Below are 22,613 nucleotides of genomic sequence, written 5' to 3'. Positions count from 1 at the left end.
TCACTCTCTCTTTCTTCTTAGAGCTAAGAGTGGCAATAAAGCAAATCCTAAAATTGCAGCTGGTCCACAGACACCACCTTCCTCTGGAGTTTCTGATGTAGTTGAAGTTGGTGATGTTTGAGAGTCAGTTGTTGGTTGAGTAGTAGGTTCTAAGGTTCCACCTTGGCTTATGGCTTTGTTAAGGTCGTTTAGGACCTTCTGATACTTTGCTCTTGCAGCGTCTCTCCATTCGTTTGTTATTTGATCCTTAAATGAGGCATCCGTAAGGAATCTATCGTTAATTTTACTTGCATACTCTTCAGTAAATGTGACTACCTCTCCTGTGTCTGGATCTTTAAAGCTTATAGGAGCTAACAATTCCTCCTTTAGTTTTTCGTAGGTATCTTCCGTTATTTTGCCTTCCTTCTTAGCTTGAACTAGAGAAACCCAAGCTCTGTGAAGTTCTTGATTGGCATCCACTAGTGTTGCCTTGAAGTAGTTTTGTAGAGCCTTTTCTGTGCTGAGTGCCTTTGCATCGTCAAATTGGATACCTTGCGTCTCGAGAGTTAGTTCATAGGCAGCTTTTAGATCAGGTCTCTTCTGGCCCTCTGGAGTGTTAAATATTGCCGGGTTAACTGGCATTCTATTGATTTTGTCATCTAGCCAAATCATTTGTCCCTCTGTTAGAACCCAATAGATAAACGCTTGAGCAGCTTCTTTGTGCTGAACGCTTGTTAACAATGCTATTGGATCACCGTTAAGAACGCTCTCTCCCTTTGGAATTATGTAAACACAAGATGGGTTGAGCTTCATTGCGGTATAACCGTAGAAGTCGATTGTCGTTCCAACAGCTATATCCCCTGAGATAACAGCCTCTCTAACGGCATCGCTCGCATCGTAGACCTTAGCATTAGCTGCCATTAAAGTTAGAACTTTCCATCCCTCTTCCCATCCAAAAGCTTGGACAACAATTTGGTAAATTCTTGTGTTTGAAGTACTCCTCGTTGGATCAGCTATTCCCACTTGGGGAGGATCCATTGCAAAGACTTCACTTCCAATTTCTTCCCACCTCTGTGGCTCTGGAAGATTCCACCTCTTTAGAACATCCTTGTTAATTGTGAAACCAAATGAGGACAAAGCTGCTGCAATCCAATACACTTTTCCATCATCACTTTTTCTAACAAGGGGCATTCCTGCAATGCTTTCTTGAATATCCGTGCCGAGCAGCCCTAAGACTTTTGGATCGTCGATGGGAACTAGATAACCTTGCTTGTAGAGATTGTCAAAAAGTGTTGGGCCTCCTCCCCAACCTATATCTGCCTGTCCTCTCTCTATGAATATCTTCCACTGGGATTCTGGAGCCTTTCTAAACTTTATGTCAACAATATTGTATTGTTTTGCAATGTCGCTCTTCAAAAAGGCTTGCTTTGCAAGCTCCTGTATTGTAGTGTCATGCCTCGTTAATACAACTAAGGTAATTCCATCGGCAGCCTTTGCAGGGACTGCTAAGGAACTTATTAAAAGGGCAAGTATAACGAAAAGCGAAAGCATTTTTTTCACTTAGTTCACCTCCGAGCGTTGGTCTAAGTTAAAGTTCATAAAATTATATGGAAAAAGAAAGAAAAATCATTCTCTCTTTCTTCTCATGAGCAATGGTACTAATGCCAAAGCTACTATCGCAGCTGGACCGCAAACTCCCTCGCCAGCGGCTGTAGTAGTCGTGGTTGCCGTTGTCGTTTCAGTCACAGTTACGGTAGTTGTTGTAGTGGTCGTTGTAGTTGTGGTTGAAATAGTGGGTGTTTCAGTAGGTGTTGGCTTTGCGCTCTCGACTATCGGGATGAGATTAATGACGGCTAGCTTTCCGTTGTCTGCATCAAAGCTCTTGAGCATTTCTTCTTGAGTTGGAGTGAATCCTTGTGGGACTAGGATGTCGTAGACCCTTGGAGCCACACCAGCTATGACTGCATTTGCGTCAGCTCCTCCACCCTTCCATTCCTCAGCATCAACAGCAACTGTTCTCCAGGTGTCCACTCCAAATCCATCCTGTGAACCGGCAATGACTGCTCCATAGAGGCCGTAGTCCTTGTTAATCTGGAGGTAGTCCTTTGGAACCTCAACCCTTATGACGTTCTTGTTTAAGTCAGCGCTAACTGTTAAGTCCTTAACTGTTCCATCTGGAAGCACTATGTTTCCTCCCCATCCAAAGGCTCTGATTGCAACATCCCATGGGTGCTCTGGGTCTAAAGCGACATTTGAGCCTGGACCGTTCTCCGCAAGTTTGATTGCGTCTGTGCTTCCTCCGTCCTTGAAGTCAAAGTAGGCCTCGACTATCTGGAGGCTGAAGCCGTTTGGACCGTTCCATGGATTGCCTCCTAAGTTCTTGAAGTAGAACTCTAATACATATTTATCAGTTCCTTCCTTAATCTTGAAGTCAACTATGTCAAAGAGGCCCTCTCCAGCGAAGACTCCGTTTGTTGGGTAGACATATGTTCCTGGTCCGTAGTCGTCGCCCTCTGGGTCAGCGATTTCAGCAACATCACTTAAAACTTCAGCTGGAGCCATTCCGGCGATTTGGCTGGCAATCCAGTTCAGCATGTTCTGGACAAATTGTGGGCCGTCGAGTTCAACACCGTGGTACTTCGGTGACCAGGTCGGCTCGTAGTCACCGTAAGGAGACTCACCGCTGACAATGAGGAGCCCGTTACCGGTGAACTCAGCCGCCAGGAGTGTGAATACTCCTTCGTCACCTGCCAGGTAAATGTTAGCTGCAGGATCGTTGTTCTCAACAATAGTTCCAGCCTCTGAAGTCTTAACAATCCTGTAAACACCCTCAGGAACCTCACCGTCAATTAATGGATGCCAGTCACCGTTCTCATCAACCCAAGCAACAACACCAGGGCCGTGATAGAGAACCTTTCCGTCATGCTGGAAGCCCTGAACAAGCATGCTCCTGCCAGGAGTATTCTCGTCAGGGTTCACAAGACCGATAACCCTGTAACCCGCACCGGCATTGCTCTGTGGATCCTCAACTGAAGCCAGGTCAAGCCTGAGCTTAACACCCAATTGATCCAGAAGTGTATCAACATACTCCTGAACTTGTACTCCGCTTCCATAATCACTGTCACCAGCAACCCAGAGAGCCCTTCCGCCCTCGCTGAACCACTGAGCAATGGCCTCAATCTCCTCTGGGTCAAATGGACTTGAGGGTTGACCAATTATGAGAATATCAACGTCTTTCAATCCTTCGAGAGTTATCTTTTCACCGAGGTTTTCTATTCCAAGAACATCAGCTTGTGCTGGGTCTCCAAAGTAGCTCCATTCAAAGTATGTTACAGTGTCCAAAATACCTTGGGCAATAGTCTCGTTAGTATCCCAGTCGAGAATGTCTCCGGTCAAATACTTATCGTTTTCACCGTGTGCTAGATCGATGGCAATTTTCATCTTTGGCATTGTTTGCATAATAGCCCAGGTTATTATGTTTTGGACAAATTGTGGGCCGTCAAGCTCGACTCCGTGGTATTTTGGTGACCAGGTTGGTTCGTAGTCACCATAAGGAGACTCACCGCTAACGATAAGGACGTTAGTTCCACTCTCACCTGGAACCATTTCGGCAGCTAGGAGTGTGAATACTCCTTCGTCACCTGCCAGGTAAATGTTAGCTGCAGGATCGTTGTTCTCAACAATAGTTCCAGCCTCTGAAGTCTTAACAATCCTGTAAACACCCTCAGGAACCTCACCGTCAACTAATGGATGCCAGTCACCGTTCTCATCAACCCAAGCAACAACACCAGGGCCGTGATAGAGAACCTTTCCGTCATGCTGGAAGCCCTGAACAAGCATGCTCCTGCCAGGAGTGTTCTCATCAGGGTTCACAAGACCGATAACCCTGTAACCCGCACCGGCATTGCTCTGTGGGTCTTCAACTGAGGCCAAGTCAAGCCTGAGCTTAACACCCAGCTGGTCGAGAAGAGTATCAACATACTCCTGAACTTGTACTCCGCTTCCATAATCACTGTCACCAGCAACCCAGAGAACCTTTCCGCCCTCGCTGAACCACTGAGCAATGGCCTCCATTTCCTCAGGGTCAAACGGGCTTGAAGGCTGACCAATAATCAAGACTTTAACGTCCTTTAAGCTGTCATACGTAATTTTGTCGCCCAAATTCTTGATTCCAAGAACATCAGCTTGTGCTGGGTCTCCAATGTACGCCCAATCCACTGTAGTTATAGTTGGAATAATTCCTTGGGCAAGTGTTTCGTTTGTATCCCTGTCAATAACATCCCCAACTAGATATTTATCATTTTCACCGTGTGCCAGATCCACAGCTACTGTAGCGGCACTGGCAAAAACAACACCAAACACCCCTAAAAGCATCAAAGCAGACAGTAGTATACCAAGCTTCTTCATGGCGTTCACCAAGAAGTTTTTATGTATAAAAAGGTTATAAACCTTATGAACAAGAAACCCGTAAAAGCCTTAAAGGATTAGCACATTCTTGGCTTAGGTGGTGAAAATGGACATTGAAGAGAGAGTGAATTTGATAACGAGAAAGCCTGCCGAAGAGGTTTTAACAGTTGAAAATTTGAAGCATCTCTTAGAAGTAGGCGTTCCCCTTCAGCACTACATAGGTTTTGAGATAAGCGGTTACATTCATCTTGGAACAGGTTTAATGGCTGGAGCTAAAATTGCAGACTTTCAAAAAGCTGGGGCTAAGACGAGGGTGTTTTTAGCAGACTGGCACTCTTGGATAAACGATAAGCTCGGTGGAGACTTAGAGGTAATCCAAAAGGTTGCTTTGAGCTACTTCAAAGAGGGAATGAAGCAGAGCATTAAAGTAATGGGCGGCGACCCGGACAAAGTTGAGTTCGTCTTAGCGAGTGAGATTTTGGAGAAAGGTGATTACTGGCAGACAGTAATAGATATCTCAAAGAATGTGACCCTCTCGAGGGTCATGCGCTCCATAACGATTATGGGAAGGCAAATGGGCGAGAGCGTTGATTTTGCGAAGCTCATCTATCCAATGATGCAAGTTGCTGACATATTCTACCAAGGGGTTAACATAGCACACGCCGGTATGGACCAAAGAAAGGCCCACGTTATAGCGATTGAGGTTGCTCAAAAGCTCAAGTACCACGCACTTGAGTGGAGCGGTGAGAAGCTCAAGCCCGTCGCAATTCACCACCACCTCCTCCTCGGCCTCCAAGAGCCCCTAGTTTGGCCAATTGAGAGTGAGGAGAAGTTCAAAGAACTGAAGACTCAAATGAAGATGAGCAAGAGCAAACCATACTCCGCAGTATTTATACACGACACTCCCGAGGAAATAAGGCAAAAGCTTAGAAAGGCGTTCTGCCCTGCAAAGGAGGTTAACTACAACCCAGTTTTGGACTGGGCAGAGTACATAATCTTTAGAGAAGAGCCTACAGAGTTTACAATACACAGACCACCAAAGTTCGGAGGAGATGTGACATACACGACTTTTGAAGAGCTCAAAAAGGACTTTGCCGAAGGAAAGCTCCACCCACTAGACCTCAAGAACGCCGTTGCGGAGTACTTGATAGAACTCTTAGCACCCATAAGGAAGTACTTCGAGAAGAACCCCGAGCCATTGGAGCTCATGAAAGAGATAAAAATTACAAGGTGAGCTCTCTTTTCTCCTTTATACCTCTGTAAAGACCACAAACTCCTCTCCAAGTGCTTTTATCTTGTAAGCCCTAAGTTTGCCCTCTAAAAGTGCTTTTATGTTCCTCAACAAAGTCTCTCGCTTTCTTAACAGTTCTTGAGATTCTTCTACCCTTATTGCTTTAAACCTCAGCTTTCCTCCTGCTCTTGTTTGGGCTACTTTTGGAACATCGACTTTAGCTACAACCGCTATCTTTGCATAGCCTCCTGTGGTTTGTCTATCAGCCAGCATAATTATTGGCTTCCCATTCGCTGGAACTTGGATAGCTCCTAAAGGAATCGCATCGGTTATTATATCTGCTCCTTTTTCGGAGTGCTCTATTTTTGGTCCCTCCAACCGGTACCCCATCCTATCAGAGTTCGGGGTTACTTCATACGGCGAGCTTAGGAAGGTTTCAATTCCTTCTTTTGTGAAGTGCTCAAGCTGAGGGCCGAGGATTACCCTAATTTCACTCTCATTTGGATATTCTGGTTTAAACTCATCCGGAAGAGCTTTTCCTTCCTTTTTGGTTAAAATTGCATACCCCAATTTTAGCTTATCCCCTGCTTTTAGCGCCCCTCCAAGCTTAGCCCTCAAATAAGTTGCACAGCTTCCCAAGATTTTTTCGCATTTAATTCCACCAGCAAAGGCGATATATCCATAAACGCCCCTTTTTAAAACATCAACTTCCAAAACATCTCCCCTCTTAGCCCAATAGCTCTGCCAAGGTTCGATTTTAACACCGTTAAGGTAAATATCAGCTTCCCCCGCAACTGCAAAGACTGTGGATGAGTAAAACTTCATCGTTGGGCCTTGAAGAACGAACTCAATTAATGGAGCGTTGTCATCGTTTCCAACCAAATAATTTACCAGCCTTGCACTGTAATCATCCATAACTCCACTAACTGGAATGCCAAGCTTTTGATAACCAAAGCGTCCCAAATCTTGAATCGTCGTTAGGGAAGGAACTTTAAGGAGCTCTATCATCTTTCCTCGCCCCATTCTTTTTTATAAATTTCCCAGAACTCTTCTTCACTTATCGGCACGAACTTAATGTAGTTTCCTGGTTGCAGAAGGGTGGGAGGTTCTCTATTTGCGTCAAAGAGCTTCAATGGTGTCCTCCCAATTAATCTCCACCCTCCAGGACTTTTAAGAGGGTAAATTCCAGTCTGCTTCCCCGCTATGCCAACACTCCCAGCTGGCACTTTCAAGCGCGGCTTCTCCAATCTTGGTGTTGCAATCCTCTCGTCCATGCCGCCAAGATAAGCAAATCCCGGCGTAAATCCGAGCATATATATGCGATAGAGCGGCTTTGAGTGTATTTCAATGATGTCATCAACGCTTAAACCGTTGTATTCTGCAACGAACTCTATGTCAGGCCCAAATTCGCCGCCATAAACGGTTGGAATCTCGATAATCCTCGCTTTCTCTTTCTTAGGCTCTGCATTTAAGAAGGGCTTAACGGCTTCAACGACCTCCGAGTAGCCAATTTTCAATGGGTCGTAATAGACGTAAACGCTCGTATAGGTTGGGACAATCTCAATGAGCCACTCCGGGGATGCTTTTTCTATTGCCTCAGCTACCGCATGGACTTTTTTGTTTATTCTTTCGTCTATCTCGTTTCCAAAAATAATTACAAGGGCAGAGTCTCCAGCTGGTTTGAACTGCATAGAATCACCGCACGATCTCCTTTATCGGCACAATCTTGACTCCTTCTTCCTCTAAGCGCTTTCTAATGTAAGCTGTAATCTCAAGGGCTTTAGGGTTATCCCCATGGACACATATTGTGTCGGCTTTAAGCTCAACCCACTCACCGTTGATTGCCTTAACGCCCCCATCCTTAACCATTGAAATTACTCTTTCCGCTATCAGCTCCTTATCGTGAATTACAGCCCCCTTTAAGCGCCTTGAAACTAAAGTTCCATCCGGGTTGTATGCTCTATCAGCAAAAACCTCATGAGCAACTTTTAGTCCCATGTCCTCTGCCATCTCTAAAGGCTTTGAGGTTGAAAGCCCTACGAAAATGAGCCTTTTGTCGAAGTCCGCTATCCCCTCCAAAACTCCCCTTGCAAGCTCTTCATCCTTGACGAGTGCGTTGTATAAAGCTCCATGAGGTTTTACGTGCTGCAAAATTAAGCCTTCCGCTTTTGTGAAAGCATAAAGTGCGCCGATTTGATAGAGGATGTAGTTTCTTGCTTCCTCTCTTGTTAGTGTCATGAACCTCCTGCCAAACCCCATCAAATCTGGATAGCCTGGATGGGCCCCAACTTGGACATTGTTTTCCTTTGCTAATTTTACAGTTTTTCTCATCACCAAAGGATCTCCAGCATGCCAGCCGCAGGCAACGTTTGCTGAGGTGATGTATTTCATGACTTCCTCATCCAAGCCCAGCTTATATCTTCCAAAACTCTCCCCGAGGTCAGAATTTAGGTCAACCTTCATGCTCCCACCGAAGGGATTAGGAGAGAAGGGCTTATTTACTTTCCTATCAAGCTCTCCCCGATCATATCCCTTGGCTTTTCTATGCCGAAGAAGTCGAGAACAGTCGGCGCTATGTCGTAGAGTGACGCTTCAAGCTCCCCCTTACCAAAACCCCACAAGAGCAGAGGCACTTTCATAACTGGCTCGTTTAGAGAGCCGTGCATGCCTTTAACCCAATAGCTTGAACCTTTAATACCCTTACAGAAAGAGCAGAACCAGTAGCCTTCTTTAGCTGACACTAAGAGCTCTCCACTAATGGGCGTGTCTAGATGGGGTAAATCTTCCCTAAAGAAGACATGCTTAACCCCAGGGGCGCGTTTTAGTATTAGATAGGCATCCTCCGCTTGGGTTGGGTCCTTTAAATAAATGTGTGCACCGCCACCAGAAGAGACACTTAACGTCTCAATGCCGTGCTTTCTCAAAAACACCCTCAAATTAACCCAAGTGTGCACCTCTTCCTGCCCGTGATCCGCAAAGATTATGAAGGCATACTCATCTTTTAAGCGCTCCCAAAGGCGCTCGAGCATTTCATCAACCGTTTTCACTGCTTTTAGTGTCTCCTCACTCTCGATTCCATGGTCGTGCTGTGTTCCGTCTATAGAACAAAAGTGGACTAAGAGCAAATCAGGCTTATACTCCTCATATAAGTAGAGCGCCGAATTAGCGACCCATTTGTCCTTACGCCAGTCTCTCCCGTGCTCTCTATAGAGCTTATCATCGTTGAAGAATGGAGGAAAAATCCTAACGTTCGTCCCACTAAATGGGGGCATCATATAACCGCTAATGCTCGCTGTCTTAATGCCTTTCTCTCTCAAGATGTCCACTAATGTTTTCGCCTTTATTACATTGTGCGGATTAAAAACGACTTCATACTCATAAAACTTCACTTTTTTTCCGTTTGTTCTATCGTAATAGCCGTTTTCAACGACACCGTGAACCTTCGGAGGAACTCCAGTCATGACGCTCGTATGCACCAAGTCCGTAAGCGTTGGAAATATAGAGTCAACTACGCCAAAAAGGCTCTCCTCCGCCAAGCTCTGGAGAAATGGCATATGCTTCAGGTTGTAAACGCCATTGCCGTCGAGGCTTATGAGTGCAAGCTTTTTCTTCATAGAGGAAAATATGGAGGAGAGGTTAAAAAGGTTAAGCCGTCAGCCTGACGTGCATTCATCATCGCAGTGCTCAGTTCGGTGAAGCTCATCACAACCTTAAAAAATCATCTAACGTCCTCTGCTTTGCCCTAACTTTCAAAATCTCGCTTCTTTTGAGGTAGTACTCAAGCGGATGCTCCAAAAGTTTCCCAACTTCATTGAGAGCTTCTTGGAGAGTTTGGAATTTTCCAATGATGTTGTTCATAGCCTTCTTTGTGCCCAGCCTAATCTGCCACACGCCAACAGGCGCGTAGTACTTGGGCGTCACTTCTCTAAACACCAAGATCTTTGCCTGTCTGCGCCTCTTCCTAAGGTGTTCCAAAATGCTCAAGCGCGCTGCGTAGTAAGCGCCTGCCGTTTGGTTTGCATATCCCTTAATGCCCCTCCAATCCTCAAAATCATGGATTACTTGCGGCTCTTCACCTCCAAAAAGCGAACCCTTGAGCCATACTTCCAAAAGCTCAAAGGCGTAACTTTCAGGCATTAGGAGAACGACATAGCGGTTGCCAAGAAACTCGTAAAAATAAAGCTCAAACTCGTTTATTAACTCATAACGGAGAACCTCCCTCCTAAGGCGCTTGCCGATAATATCTTGCACGGCAGTGATACTCCACCTCGTTGGGACAAGCTTCTTTTGAATTCCCAAAAGCCCAGCAGAAAGGAGCCTTATTATGTAGTATTCATCAAAGCCAGAGTTGTAAAGCTTCATTATCGCCTGCTCTGCTTTGAGTTCATCACTTACAACATAATCTGTCTTTCTCGGAATTCTTGGGTTCTCCGTTAATTCAAAGTCCAAAAGCTCGGCCTTTGGTCCTATCGGCGGAGCAAACTCACTTGGCAGGACTTTTAAGATAGGCTTCCTCTTGAGCAGAATCTCGCTGTCCACAGGCCTTATCGACATTGCCAGCTCCTGAATCTCGCTTAAAATCCTCCCGCTTCGTTTAACGTCAACGTTTGCTTTAGTCTCACCCATGACTAAGAGCGAGCGGTATCTTAAAACATCCCTTATGCTTGCGTTTTCCCACTTCAACGGGCTGTCGAGATAGGAGGTATTACCCTCAATTGGCGGGACTAAAGGCCCTATCCTAACCTTAGGATAGCCGAACTCACCAACAAAAATAGCAGGAGGAGATGAACCAAAAATCTCGCGCTTGTTTATCCGCTTTTCTACACCTCTAACTACCCTAAACCTCTCTAAAATTGGACATGTGGGCCTCCCGCAGAGCAATTTTCTCCCTTTGCAAACAGCACAGAGTTTTGAGTTGAAGAGTTGCATGATATACACTTAGGATTAAAGTTTATATTATTTCCCTTGAGCAATCGTGGAGTGAGAGATTGCCTCTTTAGAAGGTGTTCCATAGAAAAAAGCTTTAAACCCTCTCCCCAATCTCAAATCATGCTCTACGTGGAAATCCTCGGGAACCTACCAAGCCTAGCAGAGGGTGAGGTTAAAACTTTGCTCGAATTAGCGAGCCCTAAGTTCAATTTAGCTGAGCGAGACTACTTATTCTTGGCTTTAGATGCCGATGAAAGTGCGTTCTCCTTTTTGGAGCGCCTAGGCATGGCGCATGAAGCTGGAATCTTACTATTCTCTGCCGATAGTGTTGATGAACTCTATTCAAAGGCAGAAGCTCTTGATTGGGGCTTTTTAGAGGAGCCTTTCGCCGTTAGAAGGGAAAGAATGCTCAACTGCAGGCATGACGTTAAAGATGTTGAGCGCACCTTGGGAGGAATAATAGCCAAGGAAGGCCTCAAAGTGAACTTAAGGAATCCAAAAAGCGTCATTAGGGTTTACTGTGGTGAAAAGCTTTGGGTCGGCGTGAAAAGAATCCACTTCGACCCTAAGGGCTTTGAGAAAAGAAAAGCCCACAACCGGCCATTTTTCAAGCCCATCTCGCTCCACCCAAGGCTCTCAAGAGCCATGGTGAACCTTTCAAGAGCCAGAGAAGAAGTTTTAGACCCATTTATGGGACTCGGAGGAATTTTAATCGAGGCTGGACTTATGGGAATAAAAGCATATGGAGTGGATATAAGAGAGGATATGGTGGAGGGAGCGAGGGGCAACTTGGAGTTTTTTGGAGTTAAAGACTATGATCTAAGGGTCGGCGACGCTACAAAGCTCCGTGAGATTTTTGAGCGAAGCTTTGAGGCGATAGCGACGGATCCTCCCTATGGAACCTCTGCCACTCTGGCCGGGCGTGAAAGGGAAGAACTCTATAGAAAAGCGTTGGAAAGCATGTATGATGTTTTAAACGGCTATTTATCAATAGCTTTTCCTGTACAGTTCGATGCTTCTAAAGTAGCGGAGAAAATAGGATTTGAAGTCTTAGAAAGATATTATCAAAGGGTGCACGGCTCGCTTGAGCGCTACTTCTATGTGATGAGGGTTTAAGCTATTTTGGTGCCCTTTTCAGTTAATGAGATTAGGAAAGCTTAAATACTCCTTGATTTAACATTAAGACTAGCGTCTAAACGGGTAGGTGATTAAAATGGTAGACTGGGATTTAATGCAAAAGGTGATTGAAGCTCCAGGAGTTACTGGATATGAGTTTATGGGAATTAGAGACGTTGTAATCGAGGCTTTGAAGGATTACGTTGATGAAATTAAAGTTGACAAGCTCGGCAACGTTATAGCCCACAAAAAAGGCAATGGTCCAAAAATTATGATTGCAGCTCACATGGACAAAATAGGCGTTATGGTGAACCACATCGACAACAACGGTTACCTGCACATAGTTCCAGTCGGTGGTGTTGATCCAAGGACTCTCGTTGCCCAGAGGATTCGCTTCTTTGGAGAAAAAGGCGAAGTTTACGGTGTCGTGGGACACATTCCACCGCATCTCCAAAAGCCTGAAGATAGGAAGAAAGCAGCGGATTGGGACACAATTGTCGTTGATGTTGGCGCCGACAAGAAGGAAGAAGTCGAAGAGATGGGCATTAGAATAGGAACGGTTGGAGAGTTTGCCCCTGCTTTCACAAGGCTCAACGAAAATAGATTTGCCACTCCTTACTTGGACGATAGAATTTGTCTCTACGCCATGATTGAGACTGCGAGAGCTTTAGAGAGCCACGAGGCAGATATTTACTTCGTCGCGAGCGTTCAAGAGGAGGTTGGACTTAGAGGAGCAAGAGTTGCTTCCTACGCAATAGACCCCGAGATTGGAATAGCCATGGACGTAACCTTCGCGAAGCAGGTGGGAGACAAAGGAAAGATTGTCCCAGAGCTCGGAAAGGGCCCGGTTATGGATGTTGGACCAAACATAAATCCAAAGGTTAGGGCCTTTGCTGAGGAAGTTGCTAAAAAATACGAGATTCCACTCCAGGTCGAGGCAAGCCCAAGGCCAACGGGAACCGATGCAAACATAATGCAGATCAACAGAGAAGGTATGGCAACTGCCGTTCTCTCAATCCCAATTAAATACATGCACTCTCAAGTAGAACTAACGGATGCCAGGGATGTAGACAACACAATAAAGCTTGCCAAGCACTTCTTAGAGGAGTTAAAACCAATGGACTTGACTCCTTGAGATTACGCCTTTCTTTTAGCTTTTCTTAATTTTGCGATATCCTTAAGAAGTTATTCAACATACCTTTTTGAAGAATGTGAGCGATTACTGTTCATAGGCTCGTCGGGGATAAAGGGTGAAATGTATGTTCGTGGGGAGAGCTGTAATCCCAGTTAAAGTCATGAGGCCTTTTGGAGACTGGAAGCCCGGAGATATGGTGCTAATTGAGGATTGGAAGGCAAAGGAGCTTTGGGAAAGTGGAGTAGTTGAGATAATCGATGAAGTTGAGAAAATAATTATAGAGCTCGACAGATACATAAAAGAAGAGCGCGAGAACAGGCCTTTAGCTACCATAGACGGTTCTCTCTATGATAGAACCGAGTTCTACATGTATTTCCTTAATAAAGTTCTCGAAAATCCAAGTGGATATCCACCTGAAACCCTCCGCTCATACATCACAAAGCTGGCTAATCTAAAAGAAAAGTACAAAGAGCTCAAACGATTGAGGTTTAACAAAATACTGAAATCAGTCATGCTTAGACCCAACAGCTTGGAAATACTAAACAAACTCACACCAAAGGAGAAGGAGCTCTACCTCCAGATGTCTAATATGAGAACTTCATGGCTCGGTGAGGAGTGATGGAAAAGGAAGAGATGATACATGGATTTATCGAATTTTTAAGGAGCTATGCTGACTCAAAGGGCAATAAAATATATGTTAATAAAATCAAAGACTTGCTCACGGTTACTCCTAAAAAGTCCATAGCGATAGACTGGTCCCATTTAAATGCTTTTAATCCTCCTCTCGCTCAGGAACTCATGGATAATCCTGAGGAAGTCATATTAGCAGCAAAAGATGCCTTAAGGATTATTCTGTCGGAGGATTTTGATGAAGAAGAGCTAAAAATTAACCCCCGCTTCTACAACCTGCCGCACACTCTATTAGTCAAAGAGCTCGGGGCAGAGCACATAAATAGGCTCATCCAGGTGGAGGGAATTATCACGAGGGTGAGCGAAGTAAAACCCTTCGTGCAAAAGTCGGTTTTTGTGTGTAAAGACTGCGGAAATGAAATGACTCGTCTCCAAAGGCCCTACTCCCAAATGGTTAAGCCCCCGAGATGTGAAAATTGTGGGAGCAGAAACCTAGAACTAGATGTTGAAAAGAGCTCATTTATGAACCTCCAAACATTTAGGCTCCAAGACAGGCCTGAAAGCCTCAAAGGCGGTCAAATGCCACGTTTTGTAGATGCAATTCTTTTGGACGACCTTGTTGATGTAGCTTTGCCCGGTGATAGAGTCATAGCCACGGGAGTATTGAGAATCATAATGGAAAGCAGGGAAAAGAGGCCCATCTTCAAGAAGATACTTGAGGTCAACCACATAGAACAGATAAGCAAAGACGTCGAAGAGCTGGAGATTTCACCCGAGGATGAGCAAAAAATTAGGGAGCTGGCCAAGAGGCCCGACGTAATTGATGCTATAGTCGGCTCGATAGCACCCGCAATATGGGGACACAAGGAGGTAAAGAAAGGTATAGCCTTGGCCCTCTTCGGCGGTGTGCATAGACAATTGCCCGATGGGACAAAGCTTAGAGGAGAGAGTCACGTTTTGCTTGTAGGAGATCCTGGAGTCGCAAAATCGCAAATACTCCGCTATGTGGCGAATTTAGCTCCGAGAGCCATTTATACAAGTGGTAAGAGCTCAAGCGCGGCCGGTCTCACAGCCGCTGCAGTCCGCGATGAGCTAACAGGCTCTTGGGTGCTCGAAGCGGGTGTTTTGGTATTAGCGGACATGGGTGTAGCGTTGATTGATGAGTTTGATAAGATGAGCGATAGAGATAGGAGCGCCATACACGAGGCACTTGAACAGCAGAGCATAAGCATAAGCAAAGCGGGCATTACAGCAACGCTAAACTCGAGGACGACGGTTATAGCAGCCGCAAATCCAAAATATGGAAGGTTCAATAGAGCTAAACCACTTCCAGAGCAGCTTGATTTGCCACCAACGCTCTTGAGCAGGTTTGATTTGATATTCGTACTCTTGGATGAGCCAGACGAGAATATTGACTCAGATATAGCAACACACATATTAAAAGTGAGAAGGGGAGAAGCGGAGGCCGTTGCGCCCAAAGTGCCCTACGATTTGCTTAAGAAGTATATAGCCTATGCCAGAAAGAACATACATCCTGTTCTAAGCAAAGAAGCTATGGATGAGATTAAGCGCTACTACATAAGGATGAGGAAGAGGGCTAAAGTGGGGAACAGCGAAGAAGGAGTTAAGCCAATGCCTATAACCGCAAGGCAGCTTGAGGCACTCATAAGACTGAGCGAAGCTCATGCGAGAATGCGCTTAAGTGACGTTGTGACGAGAGAAGATGCTAAGGAAGCTATAGCCATCATGGAGTATGCTCTAAAGCAGGTCGCTATGGATGAAGAGGGAATGCTCGACATATCAATCCTTGAAGTGGGTAAGTCCTCAAAGCAGATAAACAAGATTGAGAGGATGGTAAGCATTATAAAGAGGCTGGAGAATAAGAATGAATGGGGAGCACCAATCGATGATATTATAAGTGAAGCCGTAGAAAGCGGCATGAAAAAAGATGAAGCGAGGAAACTCATTGAGAGGCTCTTTAATGAGGGTCAAATTTATAGCCCAAGGGATGGCTATTATCGTGTAGCATAAGGAGGTGAAAAAATGGAGTATGATTATTACGATTATGAAAAGCTTTTAGAGAAGGCTTATGAGGAGTTACCTGAGAACGTTAAGCACCACGGATCGAGATTTGAGGTTCCACCCGCTTCCGTGACGATTGAAGGAAACAAGACAATCATAGACAACTTCGTCGATATAGCAGAGGCAATGAATAGAGATCCACAGCACCTCTTAAAGTTCATCCTAAAAGAGGTAGCTACAGCTGGAACGCTCGAAGGAAGAAGGGTAATCCTCCAAGGTCGCTTTACGCCTTACTTGATAGGCAACAAGTTCAAGAAGTACCTCAAGGACTACGTTATCTGTCCAGTTTGTGGTGCACCAGATACAAAGATTACCAAGAAAGGACGCTTCCACTACCTCAAGTGTGAGGCCTGCGGTGCTGAGACACCAATCGCCCACCTTTGAAGGGGTTTTCCTCTTCTCTTAATCTTCAGTTTTTAAGATTTTTATTGATAAATGTAATTTTCTAACTTTACAAGTTTCCACAAATTTTCAATTATTTCTTGTTATTTGACTAATTTAAAGTGGACAATATACAAAATCTTAAATAATATGGGCTACATATATCTAGTTGGGGATTTATATGAACAAAAAATTATTGAGCTTGTGGATAGTTGGATTATTTCTGATTAGCTTGGGAGTAATACCAGCATTTTTGGGGAGCTTTGCTGTAGGTCAAGGAGGTGTTGTGACTAGAGATGCGACACAAGAAGCCCTTGCTATTCTCTCAGAAGACAGCAAAAATACTTTAGTAAAAGCGGAGTTTAAAGGTGTTGATTCCCAAATTTTGATTGCTACTGCAAACAAACAAGGTTTTCCTATAGATGGTAATTCTTATTTAATACTTAGCACGGGAAATGCGGAGGATGTTCTCTCCGGAGACTCCTCTGTGGGCATAAGCAGCGGTCTTAATGGAGTCTCAATCCCTGACGGACACCCAGTATTTTCAAGTACAATCAACGATGTTGCAACTCTAAAGATTACATTAAGAGTACCTAGAGATGCCAAGACATTGACATTTAAATGGAAGTTTGGATCAGATGAAATACCCTCTTACGTAGGTTCATACAGAGACTACTTTAGAGCATATGTAGTGCTGCCCAATGGTTCAACGAAAGACCTAGCTCTATTGCCTAATGGGGACATACCTTACGTGGGCGGTGATATTCTCAACTATACCAACATACCAGATCCTGATGATGTGGCTTTAAACGAGGTTACGGCAATATTCACTGGCACTTTAGATGTAACTGAATACAGAAACCAAGAGATAACTATCGTGTTCCAAGTAGCTGATGAATGGGATTCCGTAGTTGATACGGCAGCATTCATTGATGATTTAAGGTTTGAAAGAGTCTCTCCCGCGGTCACGTACCTTAGTCTCTTAACTCTTACACAACTTTGGACTAAATACTTCTTTAACTATTACGATGAGTTCAATGGGCTATATGCAAATGCTACGGAGTTAGGAGTGGACAATGAAACGCTACAAAAAGCCTTAGAGCTACACAATAGTGCAATAGAACACATACAGCACGCTTGGAGAACTGAAGATTTAGAAGAGATACGGGCAAGAATATGGATAAGGATTCAACTGCTTCCAAGAATAAGCGACACAAGAAAAGCATATCTAAAAGAAAAAGAGGCTGTTGAGCTATTAAGGGAAGCAATAGAAAAAATGACTTGAGTATCCTTTTTCTTTTTGATTTTAACTCTTAATTTTGTTGTCATTAACATTTATTAGGCTTTAAAGCAACATACTCTTTGGTGAGAATTATGATTCTCGACACTGATTACATAACCGAGAACGGGAAGCCTGTAATTAGGATTTTCAAGAAGGAGAATAAAAAGTTTAAAATAGAATACGACAGGAGTTTTGAACCCTACATTTACGCGCTTCTTGAGAGCGACGACGCAATAGAGGAGATTAAAAAAATCACCGCTGCGAGGCACGGCAAGGTTGTTAAAGTTAAGAAGACAGAAAAAGTTGAGAAAAAGTTCTTAGGCGAGCCTATAAGTGTCTGGCGCTTAGTTTTTGAACATCCCCAAGATGTCCCCGCCATTAGAGATGCCATTAGAGCCCATCCAGCCGTGCTGGAGATATTTGAGTACGACATTCCCTTTGCAAAGCGCTATTTGATAGATAAAGGTCTAATCCCAATGGAAGGAGACGAGGAGCTTAAGCTGCTCGCTTTTGACATCGAGACGCTCTATCATGAAGGGGAGGAGTTCGGGGAAGGGCCCATCCTTATGATAAGCTATGCCGATGAGGACGAGGCTAAAGTCATAACCTGGAAGCGCATCGACGAGCCTTACGTTGAGGTAGTCTCAACTGAGAGAGACATGATAAAGCACTTTTTAAGGGTGGTGAAGGAAAAAGACCCCGATGTACTCATTACCTACAATGGCGACAACTTCGACTTTGCTTACATAAAAAAGCGCTGTGAAAAGCTCGGCTTGAAGTTTACTCTTGGGAGAGATGGGAGCGAGCCTAAAATCCAGCGTATGGGAGATAGATTTGCCGTGGAAGTTAAGGGCAGGATACACTTAGACCTATACCCCGTAGTGAGGCACACCATAAGATTAACCACATACACGCTCGAGGCTGTTTACGAAGCCGTTTTAGGAAAGAAGAAGAGCAAAGTTTATGCTAAAGACATAACGAGGGCATGGGAGAACGAGGAAGGACTTAAACAGGTAGCTTTGTACTCCATGGAAGATGCCAAAGCAACCTACGAACTCGGTAAAGAATTCTTCCCTATGGAGGTTGAATTAGCAAAGCTCATAGGACAGAGCGTTTGGGATGTCTCGCGCTCGAGCACGGGCAACTTAGTGGAGTGGTATCTCCTAAGGGTGGCCTATGAGAGGAATGAATTAGCACCAAACAAGCCAAGTGATGAGGAATATAGGAAAAGAATGCGCTCTTCTTATTTGGGAGGCTACGTTAAAGAGCCTGAAAAGGGATTATGGGGCAACATCGTTTATTTAGATTTCAGGTGTCATCCGGCCGACACAAAGGTCGTCGTTAAGGATAAAGGCATCGTGAACATAAGCGAAGTCAAGGAGGGGGACTATGTTTTAGGAATAAATGGATGGCACAAAGTTTTGAAGGTATGGGAGTATGACTACGATGGCGAGCTGGTAAATGTTAATGGGCTCAGATGCACCCCCAACCATAAGTTACCAATAGTTACCCAAAAAGAAAGACAGACTTCTATAAGAGATAGCTACGCAAAATCCATGCTAACCAATAAAGTCAAAGGGAAACTCATCACAACGGAACTTTTTGAGGCAATAGGTGAAATAGAAAAAAGAAAAGCAGAGCTTCCTGAGGAGCTAATTCTAAAGAGCGAACTTGCCGGAATAATCTTAGCGGAAGGGCACATGTTAAGAAAAGACGTTAGATATTTCGACTCCTCACGAGGAAAACACAGGATTTCACATCAGTATCGGGTTGAGATAACGGTAGGCGAGGAGGAAACCGAGTTTATACAGCGCATAAAGTACATCTTCAAAAAGCTGTTTGACTGCGAACCATCAATAAGGAGAAAGAAGAACACCAAAGCCCTGACACTTCAGTGTGCCAAAAAATCCGTCTACCTAAAAATCAAGGAGATTATGAAAGGCATCGAAAACCTCGACGCTGCATCAGTCCTTAGGGGATTCTTCGAAGGCGATGGAACGGTAAACGTCGCAAGAAGGACTATTGTTGTCACACAGGGTACTAACAATGGGAACACAATTCAGCTAATCTCGAAAATGCTACAAAAGCTTGGGATTAGGCATTCTATATACGAGTACGAATACGAAGAAAGGGGCAAGAATTTAAAACGCCACATTTTGGAAATCGCATGGAGAGGAGAGCTCGTAAAGTTCGATGTTCTTGTTGGGTTCATAAGCTCACGCAAAAAGAGCCTTCTGAAGGAAATAATCTCAGAGAAAGAGATGTACCGGCTTAAAGAAAGCGGCTTCTACGCACTTGATGAGGTCAAGGCAGCGAAAAATTACTACAAAGGCAAAGTTTATGATCTAACACTTGAAGGAACCCCTTACTACTTCGCTAATGGTATATTAACCCACAATTCGCTTTACCCATCCATAATCGTCACCCACAACGTTTCTCCGGATACTGTGGAAAAAGAAGGATGCAAAAACTACGACAAAGCTCCAATCGTAGGCTACCGCTTTTGCAAAGACTTTAAGGGATTCATCCCAAGCATTCTCGAGGAGCTCATAGAGACGAGACAAAAGATAAAGAGGAAGATGAAAGCCACAATTGATCCAATCGAGAAGAAAATGCTCGATTACAGACAGCGAGCCGTCAAAATCCTGGCCAACTCATATTACGGCTATATGGGTTATCCAAAAGCACGCTGGTATTCAAAGGAGTGCGCCGAGAGCGTTACGGCATGGGGGAGATACTACATTGACATGACGATTAAAGAAATCGAAAAACAAGGCTTTAAAGTGCTCTACGCCGACACCGATGGATTTTATGCAACAATTCCGGGCGAAAAAGTTGAGAGCATCAAAAAGAAGGCTAAAGAGTTCTTAAAATACATAAACTCAAAGCTGCCTGGAATGCTCGAGCTCGAGTATGAGGGCTTCTACGTTAGGGGTTTCTTTGTCACTAAAAAGCGCTACGCTGTGATAGATGAGGAAGGGAAGATTACAACGAGGGGCCTCGAAGTAGTAAGGAGGGACTGGAGCGATATAGCTAAGGAAACTCAAGCTAAAGTGTTGGAGGCTATTCTAAGGGAGGGTAGCGTTGAAAAGGCAGCAGAGATAGTAAAGAAAGTCGTTGAGGATCTAGCCAAATACAAAGTGCCCGTTGAGAAGCTCGTCATCCACGAGCAGATAACGAGAGAGCTCAAAGACTATAAAGCTACTGGCCCCCACGTGGCCATAGCGAAGCGCTTGGAAGCAAGGGGCATAAAGGTGAAGCCCGGAACTGTGATAAGCTACGTTGTGCTCAAGGGGAGCGGGAAGATAAGCGACAGGGTGATTTTAGCGGAGGAATACAACCCCGAGAAGCATAAGTACGACCCCGACTACTACATCCATAATCAAGTTCTTCCAGCGGTGCTTAGGATTTTAGAGGCTTTTGGATACAAGGAGAAGGATTTAGAGTACCAGAGGATGAAGCAGACGGGATTGGGGGCTTGGTTGAAGCCAAAAAGTTAAGAAAAAACTTGATGTCCAGCCTTGGAGATGCTCCAAAACTTTTATAATTTTAAATTTTTACTTCAGAGACCTCAATACATCTAAAAGATCTCTAATTTGTCTCACCTCAAAGCCCCTCTCCTCTATTCTCCTAACGCCCTCTGCTTCTGGATTAATCCACACCGCGTAAAGCCCGGCATTTAATGCTCCTTTAAAGTCTTCCTCAAATGTGTCGCCGATGTGCAGAGCCTTACTCTGCGGGAAATGGGATAGTGCCTTTTCAAAGAACTCCCTCATGGGCTTGTAGGCTTTAAGCTCGTCCGAATAGAACTGCCTGTCTATGAAATCCGCTAATCCAAAGCGTTCCAAAATTAGGCGTGTGTAAGCGGAAGGCCAGAACATGACGTTGCCCACTGTAATAATTGTGTGCTCCGTTTTAACAGCCTTGAGCGTCTCCAAAGCGCCATCTATGATAATCTCCTCAGCAACCTTAAGAACTGCCTTCACTGCGGCCCTCTTAACGACTTCAACGTTCGTATTTAGCTCTTTTGCCAGGAGCTCTTGACTCTCCTCGAGGGCCCTTTCGGGGGAACCTTTTTGGGCTTTCCTGAGCTTTTTGATTTCTTCCCTCGCTTTTAAAATCTCCAATTTCGCTTCCTCATCGCTTATTCCCAAGAGCTCTGCCAGCGAAGAACTCAACGCATCAAGCATTACGTTTATATCCAAGAGTGTGTTCCAGACATCGAAGGAGACTATCACAGCATCACCTCCCTAAGAAAGCCAAATCATCATAAAGCTTGGCCCTCCTTAGAAGGCTCTCAAGGTTTCTCCTCCTTGACCGCATTATCATCATCTCGTAAAAGCCCTCAAGGTTGCCCCAAAAGCCCTTTGCAGCCATTGCTAGGTAAATAACCTCTTTGGGCTTAAGTTTGCGCTTTAAGTCAATGCAGAGGATGTTTATTGCCCTCTCAATTTTCCTGATGACCCTCTCTCTGGAGAGGAGCTCAATCATTAAGTCCTCTACTGTGGGCTTCTTCCAGTCTATGCAACCATGATTAACGTGATAGCCAATTAAAAGGGGCACTATTAGAGTTTCCTCAACTTTAAAACGATTTCCAAGGGATTGATAGTCAAATCCAGAGAGCTTGCCCCTAATCGATTGGAATACCACTTCCTCGCTCTCATCTATATCGAGGGCAATTCCAATTTTGTTTACTTTGAACCTAAAGACTTCCATAGCCCTTAGAAAGTTGCCGAGGTTCCGTATTACTCCAGAGTTGCCCTCACTTGGGATTATTGCGAGATAAACTCCTCCTTCTTTTATGAGCTCATAGTTTTCTCGCTCAAAAACTCTCTCAATTAGTTTGAGCGTTTCAGGAACTTTTTTCACCTCTTTAAAGCCAAAGAGCTTTTTATAAGTTGCTTTAAAGAACTTCGAGTCCGTCTTTCCCTCGCAGAAGATTACATTGGCCCTCTCTTCATCTCTAAAGTCTCCTCCCCTTAAGTCAAAGTCGAGGTATTTCCTAAGCTCATAGGCCTCTTTGAAGGTTAGGCTCTCCCCTGTGTCCGAATAGATAAGGACTCCCTCGTGTCTCTTAAAGCGCTCGAGGAGCAAATCTATCAGCTCAAGGCTTGCTGTCACGATGATTTCGTCTCCCCTAAGCGAGAAAGCAAATGCTTTAAGCTCCTCACTATTTTTCCCATATTCGGGGAAAAGGATTTTTTCTTCGTTTTTGCTCTCTAAAACGTTCTCGTAGTTTTTTCCAGTAATCAAAATCATTCCACTTCACCATTATCAACTACTATCGCTAATCACAAAGGGCTTATAAATGTGCGCTCAGGTTTTGCTTTCATCACCCATCAGCATTGGATTCACTCATCATTGCACGTACTACAATTAACAGCCAGGCATATAACTTTAGCGTCACAAAAGCATTAAATATTGGGAGCATAGCATAGATT

General features: G+C 44.5%; 17 protein-coding genes. 8 read left to right on the top strand and 9 right to left on the bottom strand.

Going from position 1 to position 22,613, the window contains the following annotated elements:
* Both PAP_RS05430 and PAP_RS10405 read right to left on the bottom strand, forming a co-directional pair.
* Complete coding sequence (locus PAP_RS05430) at positions 1–1,539, bottom strand: ABC transporter substrate-binding protein (RefSeq protein WP_084177536.1); 1,539 nt, start codon at positions 1,537–1,539, stop codon at positions 1–3.
* Between the two features lie 66 nt (positions 1,540–1,605).
* Positions 1,606–4,386 carry a glucodextranase DOMON-like domain-containing protein gene (locus tag PAP_RS10405; protein ID WP_330217319.1) on the bottom strand — a complete coding sequence of 927 codons (2,781 nt, stop codon included), beginning with the start codon at positions 4,384–4,386 and terminating at the stop codon, positions 1,606–1,608.
* A gap of 106 nt (positions 4,387–4,492) precedes the next feature.
* Here PAP_RS10405 and PAP_RS05415 point away from each other — a divergent pair, with 106 nt between their 5' ends.
* Positions 4,493–5,620, top strand: coding sequence for a tyrosine--tRNA ligase (locus PAP_RS05415; protein ID WP_048165048.1), 1,128 nt, complete (start codon positions 4,493–4,495; stop codon positions 5,618–5,620).
* A 15-nt stretch (positions 5,621–5,635) separates the two neighbouring features.
* Here the strand turns inward: PAP_RS05415 and PAP_RS05410 are convergent, their stop codons facing one another.
* From PAP_RS05410 to PAP_RS05390, 5 genes are all read right to left on the bottom strand, one after another.
* Entirely contained in the window at positions 5,636–6,625 is a 990-nt protein-coding gene (locus PAP_RS05410; protein WP_048165047.1) for a 5-oxoprolinase subunit C family protein, read from the bottom strand.
* Positions 6,622–7,308 (bottom strand): 5-oxoprolinase subunit PxpB, encoded by a 687-nt coding sequence (gene pxpB / locus PAP_RS05405; protein ID WP_048165046.1) that lies wholly within the window; start codon positions 7,306–7,308, stop codon positions 6,622–6,624. Before pxpB ends, PAP_RS05410 begins: the two co-directional genes overlap by 4 nt.
* A 4-nt stretch (positions 7,309–7,312) precedes the next feature.
* Positions 7,313–8,080 carry a LamB/YcsF family protein gene (locus PAP_RS05400; RefSeq protein WP_048165045.1) on the bottom strand — a complete coding sequence of 256 codons (768 nt, stop codon included), beginning with the start codon at positions 8,078–8,080 and terminating at the stop codon, positions 7,313–7,315.
* A gap of 35 nt (positions 8,081–8,115) precedes the next feature.
* The gene (locus PAP_RS05395; RefSeq protein WP_048165044.1) at positions 8,116–9,231 is read right to left on the bottom strand and encodes an alkaline phosphatase family protein; all 1,116 of its coding nucleotides are present in this window, start codon (positions 9,229–9,231) and stop codon (positions 8,116–8,118) included.
* 88 nt (positions 9,232–9,319) lie between these two features.
* Positions 9,320–10,549, bottom strand: a complete 1,230-nt coding sequence (locus PAP_RS05390) for an Nre family DNA repair protein (RefSeq protein WP_048165957.1) — start codon at positions 10,547–10,549, stop codon at positions 9,320–9,322.
* A 117-nt stretch (positions 10,550–10,666) separates the two neighbouring features.
* Between PAP_RS05390 and PAP_RS05385 the strand changes: the two genes are divergently transcribed.
* The 7 genes from PAP_RS05385 to PAP_RS05355 all read left to right on the top strand — a co-directional run bounded on the left by PAP_RS05385 (position 10,667) and on the right by PAP_RS05355 (position 20,672).
* The gene (locus PAP_RS05385; RefSeq protein ID WP_048165956.1) at positions 10,667–11,662 is read left to right on the top strand and encodes a TIGR01177 family methyltransferase; all 996 of its coding nucleotides are present in this window, start codon (positions 10,667–10,669) and stop codon (positions 11,660–11,662) included.
* Positions 11,663–11,759: 97 nt separating this feature from the next.
* Positions 11,760–12,797, top strand: coding sequence for a lysyl aminopeptidase (locus PAP_RS05380; RefSeq protein ID WP_048165043.1), 1,038 nt, complete (start codon positions 11,760–11,762; stop codon positions 12,795–12,797).
* Positions 12,798–12,921: 124 nt separating this feature from the next.
* Positions 12,922–13,416 carry a Gins 23 protein gene (locus PAP_RS05375; RefSeq protein ID WP_048165042.1) on the top strand — a complete coding sequence of 165 codons (495 nt, stop codon included), beginning with the start codon at positions 12,922–12,924 and terminating at the stop codon, positions 13,414–13,416.
* Positions 13,416–15,458, top strand: coding sequence for a minichromosome maintenance protein MCM (mcm, locus tag PAP_RS05370; protein WP_048165041.1), 2,043 nt, complete (start codon positions 13,416–13,418; stop codon positions 15,456–15,458). Before PAP_RS05375 ends, mcm begins: the two co-directional genes overlap by 1 nt.
* Before the next feature lie 12 nt (positions 15,459–15,470).
* Positions 15,471–15,893 carry a translation initiation factor IF-2 subunit beta gene (locus tag PAP_RS05365; RefSeq protein ID WP_048165040.1) on the top strand — a complete coding sequence of 141 codons (423 nt, stop codon included), beginning with the start codon at positions 15,471–15,473 and terminating at the stop codon, positions 15,891–15,893.
* 178 nt (positions 15,894–16,071) lie between these two features.
* On the top strand, positions 16,072–17,175 hold the full coding sequence (locus PAP_RS05360; RefSeq protein ID WP_236626969.1) for a choice-of-anchor L domain-containing protein: 1,104 nt from the start codon (positions 16,072–16,074) through the stop codon (positions 17,173–17,175).
* Between the two features lie 89 nt (positions 17,176–17,264).
* A complete protein-coding gene (locus tag PAP_RS05355; protein ID WP_048165039.1) occupies positions 17,265–20,672 on the top strand; it encodes a DNA polymerase domain-containing protein in 3,408 nt (1,135 codons plus the stop codon).
* 57 nt (positions 20,673–20,729) lie between these two features.
* Here the strand turns inward: PAP_RS05355 and PAP_RS05350 are convergent, their stop codons facing one another.
* Together PAP_RS05350 and PAP_RS05345 are read right to left on the bottom strand one after the other, a co-directional pair.
* Entirely contained in the window at positions 20,730–21,410 is a 681-nt protein-coding gene (locus PAP_RS05350) for an HAD family hydrolase (protein ID WP_236626968.1), read from the bottom strand.
* 4 nt (positions 21,411–21,414) lie between these two features.
* Positions 21,415–22,431: a DUF3226 domain-containing protein gene (locus tag PAP_RS05345; RefSeq protein ID WP_048165038.1), complete on the bottom strand. Its 1,017-nt coding sequence runs from the start codon at positions 22,429–22,431 to the stop codon at positions 21,415–21,417.
* Positions 22,432–22,613: the final 182 nt, after the last annotated feature.

Origin of the sequence: Palaeococcus pacificus DY20341 (assembly GCF_000725425.1) — an archaeon.
Lineage (GTDB): Archaea > Methanobacteriota_B > Thermococci > Thermococcales > Thermococcaceae > Palaeococcus > Palaeococcus pacificus.
This window is presented reverse-complemented; position numbering and strand designations above follow the sequence as displayed.

Excerpts from the sequence above, each read along its gene's own strand:
- PAP_RS05360 (WP_236626969.1), top strand. The coding sequence starts at position 16,072 with ATGAACAAAAAATTATTGAGCTTGTGGATAGTTGGATTATTTCTGATT.
- PAP_RS05365 (WP_048165040.1), top strand. The coding sequence starts at position 15,471 with ATGGAGTATGATTATTACGATTATGAAAAGCTTTTAGAGAAGGCTTAT.
- PAP_RS05400 (WP_048165045.1), bottom strand. The coding sequence starts at position 8,080 with ATGAAGGTTGACCTAAATTCTGACCTCGGGGAGAGTTTTGGAAGATAT.
- mcm (WP_048165041.1), top strand. The coding sequence starts at position 13,416 with ATGGAAAAGGAAGAGATGATACATGGATTTATCGAATTTTTAAGGAGC.
- PAP_RS05375 (WP_048165042.1), top strand. The coding sequence starts at position 12,922 with ATGTTCGTGGGGAGAGCTGTAATCCCAGTTAAAGTCATGAGGCCTTTT.
- pxpB (WP_048165046.1), bottom strand. The coding sequence starts at position 7,308 with ATGCAGTTCAAACCAGCTGGAGACTCTGCCCTTGTAATTATTTTTGGA.
- PAP_RS05410 (WP_048165047.1), bottom strand. The coding sequence starts at position 6,625 with ATGATAGAGCTCCTTAAAGTTCCTTCCCTAACGACGATTCAAGATTTG.
- PAP_RS05385 (WP_048165956.1), top strand. The coding sequence starts at position 10,667 with ATGCTCTACGTGGAAATCCTCGGGAACCTACCAAGCCTAGCAGAGGGT.
- PAP_RS05345 (WP_048165038.1), bottom strand. The coding sequence starts at position 22,431 with ATGATTTTGATTACTGGAAAAAACTACGAGAACGTTTTAGAGAGCAAA.
- PAP_RS05355 (WP_048165039.1), top strand. The coding sequence starts at position 17,265 with ATGATTCTCGACACTGATTACATAACCGAGAACGGGAAGCCTGTAATT.
- PAP_RS05395 (WP_048165044.1), bottom strand. The coding sequence starts at position 9,231 with ATGAAGAAAAAGCTTGCACTCATAAGCCTCGACGGCAATGGCGTTTAC.
- PAP_RS05380 (WP_048165043.1), top strand. The coding sequence starts at position 11,760 with ATGGTAGACTGGGATTTAATGCAAAAGGTGATTGAAGCTCCAGGAGTT.
- PAP_RS10405 (WP_330217319.1), bottom strand. The coding sequence starts at position 4,386 with ATGAAGAAGCTTGGTATACTACTGTCTGCTTTGATGCTTTTAGGGGTG.
- PAP_RS05415 (WP_048165048.1), top strand. The coding sequence starts at position 4,493 with ATGGACATTGAAGAGAGAGTGAATTTGATAACGAGAAAGCCTGCCGAA.